Genomic DNA, 14,456 nt, shown 5'->3' with positions numbered 1-14,456 from the left:
CACTTTCGACCCTGGGGCCATCCTGGCCGGGAGTGAAGGTGGCGGTGACCCAAACCGGTTTTCAAGCCGGTCCACATTACACTTCTCCTTACGGTTTCAATTTGGGAACCCATGTAGGAGACAATCTCGCCGATGTTGAAACTCGTCGGGCAGCGGTTCAAGCCTACATGGGCGCGCCAATTGCCTGGTTGAATCAGGTTCATGGTTGCGATGTGCATGTTGCCAAAGGGCAGCCAGTTGTCGCTGTTCCCGACGCTGATGCGTCTGTGTGTCTTGACCATCAAACTTGCCTGGCGATCATGACCGCGGATTGTCTTCCAGTGGTGTTCGCTGCCTTTGACTCTGCAGGTGCGGCAATTGGTGTGGCTGCGGCCCATGCGGGTTGGCGTGGGCTGGTCGGGGGGGTCCTTCAGGCCACGGCGCAGGCTTTGGCCGCACAAGCAGGGGTGCCTGTTCAGCAAATCAGGGCCTGGATGGGGCCCGCTATTGGCCCCCTGTCATTTGAGGTGGGGGCAGAGGTTAAAACCGCCTTCACTCAACAAAATCCCCTGAACCGCGAGTGTTTCAAACCAGGCTTGCTGGCAGGCAAGTGCATGGCCGACATCTATGGACTGGCACGCAATGCCTTGGCCGAACAGGGAATCAACAATGTGGAAGGCGGCGGCCTGGACACTTTCAAGGATTTGAGGTGGTTTTCTCACCGGCGGGGTCAGCAACTTGAGGCTCCATCGGGCCGTTTTGCGACATTGATTCGGCTTCTTCCTTCGCAAGGCGCTTGAGCCTGCGCGATTTCGTGCCCATCAAATAGACCAGCACCGAACAGGGCAGGGCCCCGTAAAAAAGAAACGTGACTATTCCAGCCACGAAATTCGTTTCCGTGGCCGCCATCAGGGTGACCACGTACATCCAGCCAATTGCGACAATGTACATCTTTGCTATCTCGAGGGTGAAGCGAATACACTCGAATGGTGCATGAATTTCTCCTGATCAGCAAACAGTAAGGGTCAGAGGCATACAATTATTTGACAAGTTAAAATGTTGCGGTGCACAATATTGGAAAGGCCGACGAGCCACGGTGTGTGAAGTCATGTTCAAGTGAACTGACATGAGCACCCACAAAGGAGAGGAAGGTGAACAAACAATTACCAGACTTCAGTGAAGTCTTCGGTCAGCTATTGCCTGTTGCTGAACAAATGCAGCAACAGATGCAAGCCCAGTTTCAGCAGGCCATGGGGTTTTTCGGGCAGTTTGGTCAAATGCCAGGCTTGCCTGCGGTGGCCCCATTGCAACAGGCCGCCATGGGCTCGATCCAGCCGTTCATGAATTCGATCATGGGTGCCTGTCAAGCTGCATTCAGTCAAATACCCATGCATTCCCTGGGGCAAATACAAGCCGAATACACAGCCGAATTGTCCGCGTTGATGGCTTCAGCATTTGCCAATCTGCCCAATCCGGAAGGCAAGACAACTCAGCCGGTGCCACTCTCCACCTGGATTCAAGGCGACAAGCGCTTTGCCGCTCCCGACTGGCACGACCATGGCGTGTACGAATTCACCGCAGCGATGTATTCCCTGAACGCGCGGTTTACCAAGCGCATTGTTGAATTGGTGCCAGAGGGCAGCGCCGAAAAGCGCAAGGTAGAGTACGCAGTGGAACAGTTGGTCGATGCGATGAGCCCCTCCAATTTCTTTGTGACCAATCCGGAAGCGCAAAAAAAACTGCTTGAAACACGGGGTGAAAGTTTGACCCAAGCCATTCACAATCTGATGGCGGACATGCAGAAAGGGCGCATTTCGCAAACAGATGAAAGTGCATTTGAAGTGGGCGTCAACGTGGCCACCACGCCTGGTGATGTGGTGTTCGAGTGCGAGTATTTTCAGTTGTTGCAGTACAAGCCGAGTACTGAAAAGGTTGGTAAACAGCCCATGCTGTTTGTGCCCCCTTGCATCAACAAGTACTACATTCTGGATTTGCAACCTGCCAATTCGCTGGTGAATTTCGTGGTCAGCCAGGGGCATACCCTGTTTTTGGTGTCGTGGAAAAATCCGACTGAAGCCGAAGGACATTTTTCTTGGGATGGTTACGTTGAAGAGGGCGTGATCAGGGCCATTGAGGTGTCCAAAGCCATTTCAAAGCAACCCAAATTGAATGTGTTGGGCTTCTGTGTGGGCGGTACTTTGCTGGCCACCGCCTTGTCCACGCTCGCCAACCGTGGCGATGACAGTGTCAACAGCGTCACATTTTTGACCACCTTGCTTGATTTCAAGGACACCGGTGCATTGGGTGTTTTTGTTGATGAAGAACAGGTGAAGGCGCGGGAAGAAAGCATTGGCAAAGGTGGCGTGATGACAGGCAAAGACCTTTCTGGCGCGTTTTCATCGCTTCGCCCCAACGACCTGATCTGGAACTACGTGGTCAACAATTACCTGAAAGGCGAAAAGCCACCGGTTTTTGACCTGCTTTACTGGAACAGCGACAGCACCAATTTGCCTGGCCCCATGTTCGCATGGTATTTGCGTAACACCTATCTGGAAAACAAGTTGTGTCAACCTGGCAAAGCAGTGGTGTGTGACTTGCCTGTGGACTTGAGTTTGATTGATGTACCGGTGTATGTCCTGGCCACTCGCGAAGACCACATTGTGCCGTGGGTCAGTGCCTTTCAGACAAGCCACCTGGTTAGTGGTGATGTGCGTTTTGTGTTGGGTGCCAGCGGGCACATCGCGGGTGTGATCAACCCGGCCAACAAAAATAAACGCAATTACTGGGTGTGTGAGGGTGAAATTCCCGACACGCCCGAGCAATGGTTCAAAGAAGCAAAGGAAGTGCCGGGAAGCTGGTGGAACGATTGGGCGCAGTGGTTAGAGCCTATGAAAGGAGGCGAAGTCAAGGCCCCTGCAAAGCCAGGCAACGCAAAATACAAATCGATTGAGCCCGCGCCTGGACGTTACGTCAAACAGCGTGCTTCGTAAAATACCAAAAGGAGAGTAGACATGACTGAAGTTGTTATTGTTGCAGCAGGCCGCACGGCATTGGGCAAGTTTGGCGGGGCACTCGCAAAAATTTCAGCCCCTGATTTGGGTGCGCATGTCATCAAGGGCCTGCTTGAAAAAACAGGCGTGAAAGGCGAACAAATTTCCGAGGTGATATTGGGGCAGGTGTTGACAGCAGGTTCGGGCCAGAACCCTGCACGTCAATCCGTCATCAAGGCAGGTTTGCCCAACACGGTACCGGCGATGACCATCAACAAGGTGTGTGGCTCGGGTCTCAAGGCGGTGATGCTGGGCGCGCAGGCCATTGCCTGCGGTGATGCAGAAATCGTGATTGCCGGTGGACAGGAAAACATGAGTGCCGCACCTCACGTGATGATGGGCAGCCGCGATGGTTTCCGTATGGGTGATGCCAAGCTGGTTGACAGCATGATTGTGGATGGTCTGTGGGATGTATATAACCAGTACCACATGGGCATTACTGCTGAAAACGTGGCGGAGAAATACAGCATTAACCGTGCAGAGCAGGACGAGTTCGCCGTGAAAAGCCAGAACAAGGCTGAGGCGGCTATCAATGCGGGTAAGTTCAAGGACGAGATTTTCCCCCTGAGTATCCCCCAACGCAAAGGCGACCCTTTGGTATTCGACACCGACGAGTTTCCTCGTCTTGGTGCGACACTGGACAATATGACTGCCTTGAAGCCCGCTTTCAAGAAAGACGGCAGTGTGACTGCAGCCAATGCATCCGGCTTGAATGATGGTGCGGCAGCGGTGATGTTGATGAGCGCAGCGAAGGCCAAGGAACTGGGCTTGCCAGTGTTGGCCAAAATTCAGGCCTATGCCAGCGCGGGTCTGGACCCAACGATTATGGGTATGGGTCCGGTGCCTGCTTCCAAAAAGTGCCTTGAAAAGGCAGGCTGGTCTGCGTCTGAGCTGGATTTGATGGAAATCAACGAAGCTTTTGCAGCGCAGGCTTGCGCGGTCAACAAGGAAATGGGTTGGGACACGTCGAAGATCAACGTGAACGGTGGCGCAATTGCTTTGGGACATCCGATTGGTGCGTCAGGTTGTCGGGTGCTGGTCAGCCTGATTCATGAAATGAACAAGCGCGATGCCAAGAAAGGTTTGGCTTCGCTGTGTATCGGCGGTGGCATGGGTGTGGCGTTGGCCGTGTCTCGCTAAGCATTGCCTGTAGTGCGTTTAATACAAATCAAATAATTAGAGAAGGGATGTGAATCATGAGTGAAACAAATGAGCCCAAAGTGGCCTATGTAACCGGCGGTATGGGTGGTATTGGAACGGCCATTTGCAAGAAGCTGTGCGAGTCAGGATATCGGGTAATTGCCGGTTGCGGCCCCAATTCTCCACGCAAGGAAAAATGGCTGGGCGAAATGCGCAGTGCCGGTTACGAAGTGTATGCCAGCGAAGGCAATGTGGCCGACTGGGATAGCACCGTGACTGCATTTGAGAAAGTGCGCGCGGAACACGGTACCGTATCAATTCTTGTCAACAATGCGGGCATTACCCGCGACGGCACCTTTGTAAAAATGAGCCGTGACGATTGGTCTGCTGTGATCGATACCAACCTGAACTCTTTGTTCAATGTCACCAAGCAGGTGATCGGTGGCATGGTTGAACAAGGCTTTGGTCGTATCATCAACATTTCCTCCGTGAACGGCCAGAAAGGGCAGTTTGGTCAGACCAACTACTCCACGGCCAAAGCAGGTTTGCGTGGTTTTACCATGGCGCTGGCGCAGGAAGTGGCCTCCAAGGGTGTCACCGTGAATACGGTTTCTCCCGGTTACATTGGCACCGATATGGTTCGCGCAATTCGTCCAGACGTACTGGAAAAAATTGTGAACACCATTCCAGTCAAGCGTTTGGGAACTCCTGAAGAAATCGCCTCAATTTGTGCCTGGTTGGCCTCAGAGGACTCCGGTTTTTCCACAGGCGCAGACTTTTCCTTGAATGGTGGTTTGCACATGGGTTAATCACTACTGCATTTTTGGCAAACAGATGCCAAAAAGGCGGTATGATGTTGCACTGCACGTTGAAAAAGCGTGCAGTGCTTTGTTTTTTGTAAGTGCTTGTTTGTGCAAGATTGTTTTGCACATCTGGCGGCTTGGAACCAGACCGTTCACCCACGCAGGTGCGGCGGCGTATAACACCACAAAAAAGAGATAAGAGGCATGGCTGACGCAACACGACTGATCAAGAAGTACCCAAACCGACGCTTGTACGACACCCAGACCAGCAGTTACATCACTTTGGGCGATGTGAAGCAGTTGGTGCTTGAGAACGAAGGCTTTCATGTCGTGGATGCAAAAAGTGGTGAAGACCTGACCCGCAGTATTCTGCTTCAGATCATTCTGGAAGAAGAAACTGCAGGTGCGCCGATTTTCACCTCACCCATGCTGTCCCAGATCATCCGGTTTTATGGCAATGCCATGCAAGGCATCATGGGCACATTTCTGGAAAAGAATTTGCAGGCGTTCATGGACATTCAGAACAGCTTTCAAGACCAGGGCAAAAATGTGGCCGACGGCAGCCAGTTTGCCAACCCGGAATTGTGGTCGCAGTTCATGAGTGTGCAAACGCCCGTCATCCAAAGCATGATGAGCAATTACATTGAACAAAGCAAAAACATGTTTGTACAAATGCAGGATCAGTTTCAGAACCAGACCCGCAGCATGTTCACAAACTTTGGATTTCCAAACCCCGGTGAGTTTCCCGGCATGAGTGGTATGCCCGGAATGCCAGGTATGCCTAGTGCTTCAAAAGCCAAGCCGGACCCCACCAAAAAATAACGCCTTAAACATGCAAGACGACACCTTTTCTGCCAAGCGCCCACCGAGTGTGGGCTTTGTTTCTTTGGGTTGCCCAAAGGCCCTCGTGGATTCCGAGCGAATTCTGACCCAATTGAAGGTGGAGGGGTACAACGTTTCCGCCTCCTATGAAGGTGCTGATCTGATCGTGGTGAATACCTGCGGTTTTATCGACAGTGCCGTTCAGGAAAGCCTGGACGCAATCGGTGAGGCCATGCACGCCAATGGCAAGGTCATCGTGACCGGTTGCCTGGGTGCAAAAAATGGCAACGAAGGCAAAGACATGATCACCAGCCTGCACCCTAAAGTATTGGCAGTAACAGGGCCACATGCCACGGAAGAAGTTATGCAGGCGGTTCACATCCACCTGCCCAAGCCGCATGATCCATTCATCGATCTGGTACCTGACCATGGTGTCAAACTGACGCCCAAGCACTATGCTTATTTGAAAATTTCTGAAGGTTGCAACCACCGCTGTACGTTCTGCATTATTCCGAGCATGCGTGGCGATTTGGTGTCCCGTCCAATTGGCGAAGTGATTCGTGAAGCGGAAAGCCTGAAAAAATCGGGTGTGAAGGAATTGCTGGTAGTCAGCCAGGACACTTCCGCCTATGGCGTGGACCTGAAATACCGCACCGACTTTGTGAACGGCCGCCCCGTGAAAACCCAGTTTCAGCAATTGGCTGAAGAGTTGGGTGAGTTGGGCATCTGGGTGCGTATGCACTATGTGTACCCGTATCCGCATGTGGATCGTGTCGTGCCCTTGATGGCAGAGGGAAAAATTCTGCCTTACTTGGACATTCCATTCCAGCATTCACACCCCGACGTGCTCAAGCGCATGAAGCGCCCGGCCAGCGGCGAGCGCAACATTGAGCGAATTCGTGCCTGGCGTGAAGCCTGCCCCGACATCACATTGCGCAGCACATTCATCACCGGCTTCCCAGGTGAAACGGAAGACGAGTTCAAGCACCTGCTTGACTTCATTGAAGAAGCGCAACTGGATCGCGTGGGTGTGTTTGCCTATTCCCCCGTGGATGGTGCCAAGGCCAATGAACTGGACAACCCGGTGCCTGAGGAAGTGAAAGAAGAGCGCCGTGCACGCCTGATGGAACTGCAGGAAAAGATTTCGCTGAGCCGCAACGAGGCCAAGTTGGGCAAAGTCATGCAAGTGCTGGTGGATGAAACGGATGATGAGGGCATTGTGGCGCGCAGCAAAGCCGATGCCCCTGAAATTGACGGCAATGTGTTCATACCCATGCCTGAAAACTCGGCACAGCAGCCTAAGCCGGGCGATTTTGTCAATGTGTTGATCGACGATTGTGACGAGCATGACCTGTGGGGTCAGATTGTTCCTTGAGTTTTCAGTACAAGTTTTCTAATTAAAAACGGAGATAGAGCAATGACGCGTGAAGTCGTAGTTGTAGCCGGTGTGCGCACCGCAGTGGGTGGCTTTGGTGGAAGTCTGAAAGACTTCAGCCCGACACAGTTGGGTGCCATGGTTGTGAAAGAAGTGGTTGCACGCGCAGGTGTAAGCGCCGACCAGGTAGGCCATGTTGTATTTGGCCATGTAGTGAATTCAGAGCCGCGCGACATGTACCTGTCACGCGTGGCTGCCATTGAAGGCGGTCTGGATAAGTCCACGCCCGCAATGAACGTGAACCGCCTGTGCGGTTCTGGCCTGCAAGCCATTGTGACTGCTGCGCAAAGCATCATGCTGGGCGACGCCGATGTAGCCATTGGTGGCGGTGCTGAAAGCATGAGCCGTGCCCCCTACATTTTGCCCGCCGCCCGCTGGGGTGCACGCATGGGCGACATGAAAGGCATCGACATGATGGTTGGCGCACTGCATGACCCATTCCATGTGATTCACATGGGCGTGACTGCAGAAAACGTGGCCAAGGAATTCAATGTAAGCCGTGAAGACCAGGATGCCTTGGCTGTTGAAAGCCACAAACGTGCAGCCAACGCAATTGCGAACGGCTATTTCAAAGAGCAGATTCTGCCCATCGAAATCAAGAGCAAGAAAGGCCCCGTGATGTTTGACACCGATGAACATGTTCGCGGTGATGCCACAGTTGAAGGCATGGCCAAGCTGAAAACCGTGTTCCAGAAAGACGGCACCGTGACTGCGGGCAATGCTTCTGGTTTGAACGATGGCGCAGGTGCTGTGCTGTTGATGGAACGTGGCGCAGCCGAAAAAGCAGGCATGAAGCCAATGGCCCGTTTGGTGGCCTACGCCAACACAGGCGTTGAGCCGACAATTATGGGCATCGGCCCTGTGTCAGCCACCAAGAAGGCCTTGGCCAAAGCCGGTCTGAAAATTGAAGACATGGATGTGGTTGAAGCCAACGAAGCCTTTGCTGCGCAGGCTTGTGCAGTAACCAAGGAATTGGGTATGGACCCAGCCAAGGTCAATCCCAATGGCTCCGGTATTTCAATTGGCCACCCCATTGGTGCAACTGGTGCCATCATTACAGTGAAAGCGTTGTATGAATTGCAGCGTGTTCAGGGTCGTTATGCATTGGTCACCATGTGTATTGGTGGTGGACAGGGCATTGCGGCGATTTTCGAACGCATGTAATTTGAATTGACGCCGGCCTTTGGGTCGGCGTTCGTTGTTGCGCATGCCTTGTTTGATGTTCACTGCCGCTCATCTCGCCTTGGTCAAGGCTGATTTCCCGTCTTGTTGATTCTTGCTTGGGGAATGCGAAACGCAATGGCGTCTTCGCATCGATTGCTTGCGCAATCGCCCCTCGCTGTGAATCAGCCGGGAAGCCTTGCCCTGAATCGGCGAGATGATGCAGCAATTGAACACCTCACCAGCTGCGAACTTGCGCTGGTGAAAGTCAGATCGCCTAGGCAACATCGCAGCATGCAAGCCGCACAACATCCACAGCAAGTCGTAAGTCGTAAGTCGTAAGTCGTAAGTCGTAAGTCGTAAGTCGCAAGCGCAGCCTTTTCAAGTTTGCGAAGGCTGCATTGCCCTGGCACCGCCATTCAAGAAAGCCTGCCCGTTTTGAATTCACACGCAACGTTCGGCTGCAAGCCGACAACTCGACTCGGCCATATTTTTTGTCGAGCGAGGTGAGTTAGTGTGAATTTCAAAAAGGGAAATACAGGCTTTCTGGCGGAAGTAGGGCATGCTCCTGTGCAAACTGAACAGGAAGCGCCTTAGCAAACAAAGAAAGTAGCTTGCGTTTTAAGCGTTCGCTTCAAACCACTTGCAAATGCTGTCCAGTCCACCTTGGTTGATGCAGAAATCAGTTTTTTCCTGCACCACCGGCTTGGCACGAAATGCCACACTGGCTCCGGCAATTTCCATCATTTTCAGGTCATTGGAGCCATCACCCACAACAATGGCTTGCGATGAATCGCAGCCCAGCATATCGCAGGTTTCCAGCACTGTTTCGCGCTTGACGTCGGCATCCACAATGGTGCCCAACACGCGACCAGTCAAGTGCCCGTCTACAATTTCAAGTGTGTTGGAGCGGGTGTAATCCAACCCCAAGACCTCTTTCATTTTATCGGTGAAGAAAGTAAAACCTCCGCTGACCAGCAATGTTTTCCAGCCCTTGGCTTTTGCAAAAGCAATCAATTCTTCCGCACCGGGTGAAAGGCGAAGGCGCTCTTCGAAAACCGAATTCAGGCAACTGGCGGGTACGCCTTTCAGTAGGGCGACGCGGCGGTTCAGGCTTTCAGAGAAATCCTTGATTTCTCCTCGCATGGCTGCTTCTGTAATTTCGGACACTTCTTTTTTCTTGCCGGCAAAGTCGGCTATTTCATCGATACATTCAATCGTAATCAGGGTGCTGTCCATGTCCATGGCCAGCAGCTTGAATGCTTGTACTTGAAATGAATTTTCGAGGATGGCGAAATCAAACTGGTGATTTTTGCTCAAGGGGCGAAGTGTGTCCGTAATGCTCGCAGTGGATAGAACAAAGCCTTCCGGAATTTGAACACGGGCCTGTTGCTGCTGAACGTCAACGCCCAGCGTAGGCAGTCCAAGCGCTTGCAGTGCTACATGCACATTCACACTTGTCAGTGTAGGTGATGAAAAAAACAATTGGCTCATGGTTTATTCTCCGGGGTTTGCGCGGATTCTACCTGTTCAGCGGCGGGCTTGCTGTCAGCAGTGGTCTGAATCTGCATCAACAGCTGCCTTGAGGGCTCGAATCCTTTTTCGGCAGATAGTTTTAACCATTGAATGCCCAAAGGTTTGTTGACCGGAAATCGGGTTCCTTCCACCAACATGCTGCCAAGCAGGTGCATGGCCTGGGGAACATCCTGTTGTGCTGCTGAGCTCAGCAGGGAAAGCACTGCAGGATCTTCGGGTTGAAGAGGTGCTTCATTTCGGATTACCAGATCGGCCAGTTCGTAACTGGCTTGCGGGTGAGCCAGGCGTGCAGCACGCCTCAGCCAGAACATCCTGTCCTCTCCTTCAAATTTGCTCAGACGATAGCGTGCGTGGGCATCTTCAGCATTCGCCAACGTATAAAGCAGACGCCTTTTCTGGTCGCAGGCGTCTCTGCTGGGGCAGTATTCCTCTTCCTTGCCTTGGTCCAGGCGGCTCAATGCATAACGCGTGCAAGGTAGGTGCACTTCTGCGCAGGAATTCAGATGTTGCTGAGCTTCAATTTTGCTGTGACCAAAGGGATCATCAAGCTGGCTACCAAGCAGGGTTTGTGCGTACAGCAATTGCGATTGGGGATGTTGGTCACGGGATGCACGCCGAAGCCATCCCAGCCCTTCGGTCAACTGTTTGTCGAGGTCACTCGGGTTGGCATTGAATACGTCCAACAGCAACAGTTGCCCCAAGTAATATTGGGCTGGCGTGTGCTGTTGAATGGCAGCTTTGCCCAGCCACACCCTGGCAACGCGAAGGTCGCGGGGCACGGTGTCGCCACGCAGACGCATCAGGCCCAGCGTGGTTTGAACCTCGGGGTCACCTGCTTCTGCCTTGGGCAGAAGTGCCTTGTAAACAGCCATGCCCTGGTCGCTCTGGTTGTCGGCCTGTGTGGCGAAGGCATTGACAGCAAGTAGGAGAAAGCTCGCTGCGCCAAGCAGGCGACACCATGATTTCAGCGAAAGGGTGAAAAAGTGCATGTTCTCAGACCAGTTGTTTGATCAAACCTTTCAGGAACTGTACACGGTCGCTGACTTTTGGAAAACTCCTGGTGATGCGCAGGCGTTCTGCGCCAGCCAGTTTCATGTCTTTTTCTTTCTGGATCATCAGGATGATTTTGCCAGCGTCCACATTGGGCTGGGCGTCAAACTGAATAACCGTGGCATCGGTTGAGCTGTCAATCTTCGCGATACCCAAGGGTTTGGCCAGAATGCGCAAACGGTGGGTTTCCAAGAGGGCGCTTGCCGCTTCAGGCAGTTTGCCAAATCGGTCAATCAGTTCTTCCTGTACTTCAGAAATAAAATCCATTTCTTCGGTGCTGGCCAGGCGTTTGTACAGCGTCAGGCGTTCATGAACATCCGGGCAGTAATCTTCTGGCAGCAAGGCAGGGGTGTGCAAATTGATTTCAACCGTGACATTCAAAGGTGCGGTCAAATCGGGTTCTTTTCCTGCACGCAGACTACGCACGGCGTGGTTCAACATGTCGGTGTACATTTGAAAGCCAACCTCGTGTACGTTGCCGCTTTGGTTGGCACCCAGCACTTCGCCGGCACCCCGAATTTCAAGGTCATGCATGGCCAGGTAAAAACCGCTACCCAGGTCTTCCATCATGGTGATGGCTTCAAGGCGGCGCTCGGCATTTTTGCTCAGGCCTTCTTCATTGTTGACCATCATGTAGGCATAGGCCTGGTGGTGAGAACGACCCACGCGGCCACGCAACTGGTGAAGCTGGGCCAAACCAAATTTGTCGGCCCGGTGAATCACGATGGTGTTGGCTGTTGGCACGTCAATGCCGGTTTCAATGATGGTGGTGCACAACAGCACGTTGAATCGCTGCTGGTAGAAATCGCGCATGACGCGTTCAAGGTCGCGTTCATTCATCTGACCGTGGGCAATGCCAATGCGTGCCTCGGGAAGGATTTTTTCCAAAGCTTCGCGGCGGTTTTCAATGGTGTCGACTTCATTGTGCAGGTAGTACACCTGCCCGCCGCGTTTCAATTCACGCAACACGGCTTCACGAATCACGCTGTCTGTTTCACGGCGCACGAATGTCTTGATCGCAAGGCGGCGCTGGGGCGCCGTGGCAATCACGGAGAAATCCCTGATTCCTTCCATGCTCATGGCCAGCGTTCTTGGAATGGGTGTGGCGGTTAGTGTTAGCACGTCCACTTCCGCGCGCAAATTTTTCAGGGCTTCTTTCTGGCGCACACCGAAGCGGTGTTCTTCATCAATAATCACTAGCCCAAGTCGTGAGAACTCGACGTCCGAGCTCAGCACTTTGTGAGTGCCGATGATGATGTCGGCACGACCGCTGTTGATCAATTCCACGGCGTCTCGAATTTCTTTGGGCGACTTGAATCTGGACAGTTCCACCACTTTCACCGGCCAGTCTGAAAAGCGGTCGGAAAAGGTCTGGAAATGCTGTTCTGCCAACAGTGTGGTTGGGGCCAGCAGCACCACCTGTTTGCCATCCATGACACTGACAAACGCAGCCCGCAAAGCCACTTCGGTTTTGCCAAATCCCACATCGCCACACACAAGCCGGTCCATGGGTCTGGGTGAGGTCATGTCGGCAATCACGGCTTGAATTGCGGCAGCCTGATCTGCAGTTTCATCAAAGCCGAATTTCTCGACAAACGCTTCGTAGTCACCAATGCTCAATTTGAATTCATGACCCTTGCGCAGGGCGCGGCGGGCATACAGATTCAACAGTTCAGCCGCAGTGTCTCGCACCATCTTGGCTGCTTTCTTTTTTGCTTTTTCCCATTGACCAGAACCCAGCGAATGTACGGGTGCGTTTTCTGGGTCTGAACCGCTGTAGCGCGCAATCACGTGCAACTGGGCAACCGGTACAAACAGGTTGGAACCATTGGCGTATTCAAGGTGTAAAAATTCGGATGCGCCTTCACCCAGGTCCATGCTGATCAAGCCTTTGTAGCGCCCAATACCGTGTTGCTGGTGTACTACCGGGTCGCCGATTTTCAATTCGGACAAATCCCGAATCATGGATTCGACGTTGCTTTGTCGCTCTTGCTGCCTGCGTGCTCCGCGGCGCCTTGGTGACAGTGAAAACAGTTCCGCCTCAGTGACAAATGCAACCTGGGCTTCCAGCCCGCGGTGCACGCCAAAACCCTGATCCAGCACAGCCGTGCACAGCACAAAGCGCTGTTCACTTTCCAGTGCGCCTTGCAGTGTTTCTGTTTGGTGCGGTTTCAGGCGGTGTTCGAGGAAATACTGGTTCAGTGTTTCGCGGCGGCCATCGCTGGGCGCAACCATGATCACCTGTTTGTAGGCGCCAGCCCCCGTGCGTTCAACCAGCTCCCTGAACTTGTAGATTGGATCATCAGCTTTGCGGTCTGCAGCAAGGTCGGGCAGAAGAGCGCCGCTGTATTCAGGCACCAATGCATTTTTTGAAACCGACAGGTTCACGCGTGCTGCGTTCTCGAACCCGCTGAAAAATTCATTGGCATTCAGATAAATTTCGGAAGGCCGAAGAATGGGGCGCTGAATGTCCTTGGACAAAAAATCAAAGCGGCTTTGGGTGTCGGCCCAGAATGTTTGCAGGGCCTGGTCCACATCGCCGTGTTGAACAAATACCAGTTCCTTGTTGGGCAGGTAGTCAACCAAAGCGGTTGTGTGTTCAAAAAACAGGGGCAGGTAATACTCGATGCCGGCACTGGCTACACCGGTGCCCATGTCACGATAAATCGAAACCTTGGAGGGATCACCTTCAAACCTTTCACGCCATTTGCTGCGAAACTGTGCACGGCTTTGTTCATCCATCGGATATTCGCGGCCAGGCAACAAACGCATTTCCCGCACAGGGTAAAGGCTGCGTTGGGTGTCCACGTCAAAGGTCTTGATGGACTCGATTTCGTCATCAAACAGGTCAATTCGGAAAGGCAGCGCGGTCCCGGTCGCAAACAAATCAATAATGCCGCCACGTATGCAGTATTCACCGGGGGTCATGACCTGAGACACATGGCTGTAACCCGCAATGGTCAATTGCTCACGCAGCTTTTTCTCATTCAGCTTGTCGCCGGTTTTGAAATAGAAAGTGCTACCCGCCAAAAATGATGGGGGTGCCAGGCGCTGAATGGCGGTGCTTGCCGCAGTAATCAGCACATCCAGATCGCCTTGTTGGGTTTGGTACAGGGTGGCCAGTCGTTCCGAAACCAAGTCCTGGTGCGCAGACAGGCTGTCATAGGGTAGTGTTTCCCAGTCTGGCAGGTAATGCACCTTCAGGGCTGGGGCAAACAGGGAGATTTCCTCTTGCAGACGGGTGGCATCGTGCGGGTTTGCACAGGTGATCAGGCACAAACGCCCCTGTTCCTGGGCTTGCGAGCACACTTGGGCCAGCAAAAATGCGTCGGCACTGCCGGGCGGGTGTGCCAAGCTGAGCTTGTGTCCACCGGTTAGTTGAAAAGAAGAAGTAAAATATGACAGCATAGGTTTGCCCGCTCAGCTACTGCAACCACGCTGGTTTTCCAGAGGGCTAAAAGTTCGGGTTCGGGTTAAAAA

Annotated in this window: 10 protein-coding genes; 7 read left to right on the top strand and 3 right to left on the bottom strand. The window is 53.0% G+C overall.

Going from position 1 to position 14,456, the window contains the following annotated elements; translation table 11 throughout:
* Positions 1-38 precede the first annotated feature (38 nt).
* The 7 genes from pgeF to bktB all read left to right on the top strand — a co-directional run bounded on the left by pgeF (position 39) and on the right by bktB (position 8,393).
* Positions 39-779 carry a peptidoglycan editing factor PgeF gene (pgeF, locus tag RGQ30_RS09390; protein WP_338284362.1) on the top strand — a complete coding sequence of 247 codons (741 nt, stop codon included), beginning with the start codon at positions 39-41 and terminating at the stop codon, positions 777-779.
* A 351-nt stretch (positions 780-1,130) separates the two neighbouring features.
* Positions 1,131-2,969, top strand: coding sequence for a PHA/PHB synthase family protein (locus tag RGQ30_RS09385; RefSeq protein ID WP_338284361.1), 1,839 nt, complete (start codon positions 1,131-1,133; stop codon positions 2,967-2,969).
* A gap of 21 nt (positions 2,970-2,990) precedes the next feature.
* Positions 2,991-4,169, top strand: coding sequence for an acetyl-CoA C-acetyltransferase (locus tag RGQ30_RS09380; RefSeq protein ID WP_130556167.1), 1,179 nt, complete (start codon positions 2,991-2,993; stop codon positions 4,167-4,169).
* 56 nt (positions 4,170-4,225) lie between these two features.
* Positions 4,226-4,978 (top strand): acetoacetyl-CoA reductase, encoded by a 753-nt coding sequence (phbB, locus tag RGQ30_RS09375; RefSeq protein WP_130556168.1) that lies wholly within the window; start codon positions 4,226-4,228, stop codon positions 4,976-4,978.
* A gap of 198 nt (positions 4,979-5,176) precedes the next feature.
* Positions 5,177-5,794: a polyhydroxyalkanoate synthesis repressor PhaR gene (gene phaR, locus RGQ30_RS09370; RefSeq protein WP_130556169.1), complete on the top strand. Its 618-nt coding sequence runs from the start codon at positions 5,177-5,179 to the stop codon at positions 5,792-5,794.
* A gap of 10 nt (positions 5,795-5,804) precedes the next feature.
* Positions 5,805-7,169, top strand: coding sequence for a 30S ribosomal protein S12 methylthiotransferase RimO (gene rimO, locus RGQ30_RS09365; RefSeq protein WP_130556170.1), 1,365 nt, complete (start codon positions 5,805-5,807; stop codon positions 7,167-7,169).
* 42 nt (positions 7,170-7,211) lie between these two features.
* Complete coding sequence (bktB, locus tag RGQ30_RS09360) at positions 7,212-8,393, top strand: beta-ketothiolase BktB (RefSeq protein WP_130556171.1); 1,182 nt, start codon at positions 7,212-7,214, stop codon at positions 8,391-8,393.
* A 618-nt stretch (positions 8,394-9,011) separates the two neighbouring features.
* Here the strand turns inward: bktB and serB are convergent.
* Genes serB through mfd form a run of 3 tightly spaced genes read right to left on the bottom strand, consistent with a single transcriptional unit; the run spans position 9,012 to position 14,384 of the window.
* Positions 9,012-9,884, bottom strand: a complete 873-nt coding sequence (gene serB / locus RGQ30_RS09355; protein WP_338284360.1) for a phosphoserine phosphatase SerB — start codon at positions 9,882-9,884, stop codon at positions 9,012-9,014.
* Positions 9,881-10,915: a tetratricopeptide repeat protein gene (locus tag RGQ30_RS09350; RefSeq protein WP_130556172.1), complete on the bottom strand. Its 1,035-nt coding sequence runs from the start codon at positions 10,913-10,915 to the stop codon at positions 9,881-9,883. Before RGQ30_RS09350 ends, serB begins: the two co-directional genes overlap by 4 nt.
* A 4-nt stretch (positions 10,916-10,919) precedes the next feature.
* Positions 10,920-14,384, bottom strand: coding sequence for a transcription-repair coupling factor (gene mfd, locus RGQ30_RS09345; RefSeq protein ID WP_130556173.1), 3,465 nt, complete (start codon positions 14,382-14,384; stop codon positions 10,920-10,922).
* Positions 14,385-14,456 lie beyond the last annotated feature (72 nt).

The organism is Limnobacter thiooxidans (genome assembly GCF_036323495.1).
GTDB lineage: Bacteria > Pseudomonadota > Gammaproteobacteria > Burkholderiales > Burkholderiaceae_B > Limnobacter > Limnobacter thiooxidans.
This window is presented reverse-complemented; position numbering and strand designations above follow the sequence as displayed.

Bases quoted from the DNA above. Each gene is read 5' to 3' on its own strand.
- RGQ30_RS09380 (WP_130556167.1), top strand. From the start codon at position 2,991: ATGACTGAAGTTGTTATTGTTGCAGCAGGCCGCACGGCATTGGGCAAG.
- phaR (WP_130556169.1), top strand. From the start codon at position 5,177: ATGGCTGACGCAACACGACTGATCAAGAAGTACCCAAACCGACGCTTG.
- serB (WP_338284360.1), bottom strand. From the start codon at position 9,884: ATGAGCCAATTGTTTTTTTCATCACCTACACTGACAAGTGTGAATGTG.
- rimO (WP_130556170.1), top strand. From the start codon at position 5,805: ATGCAAGACGACACCTTTTCTGCCAAGCGCCCACCGAGTGTGGGCTTT.
- phbB (WP_130556168.1), top strand. From the start codon at position 4,226: ATGAGTGAAACAAATGAGCCCAAAGTGGCCTATGTAACCGGCGGTATG.
- bktB (WP_130556171.1), top strand. From the start codon at position 7,212: ATGACGCGTGAAGTCGTAGTTGTAGCCGGTGTGCGCACCGCAGTGGGT.
- mfd (WP_130556173.1), bottom strand. From the start codon at position 14,384: ATGCTGTCATATTTTACTTCTTCTTTTCAACTAACCGGTGGACACAAG.
- RGQ30_RS09350 (WP_130556172.1), bottom strand. From the start codon at position 10,915: ATGCACTTTTTCACCCTTTCGCTGAAATCATGGTGTCGCCTGCTTGGC.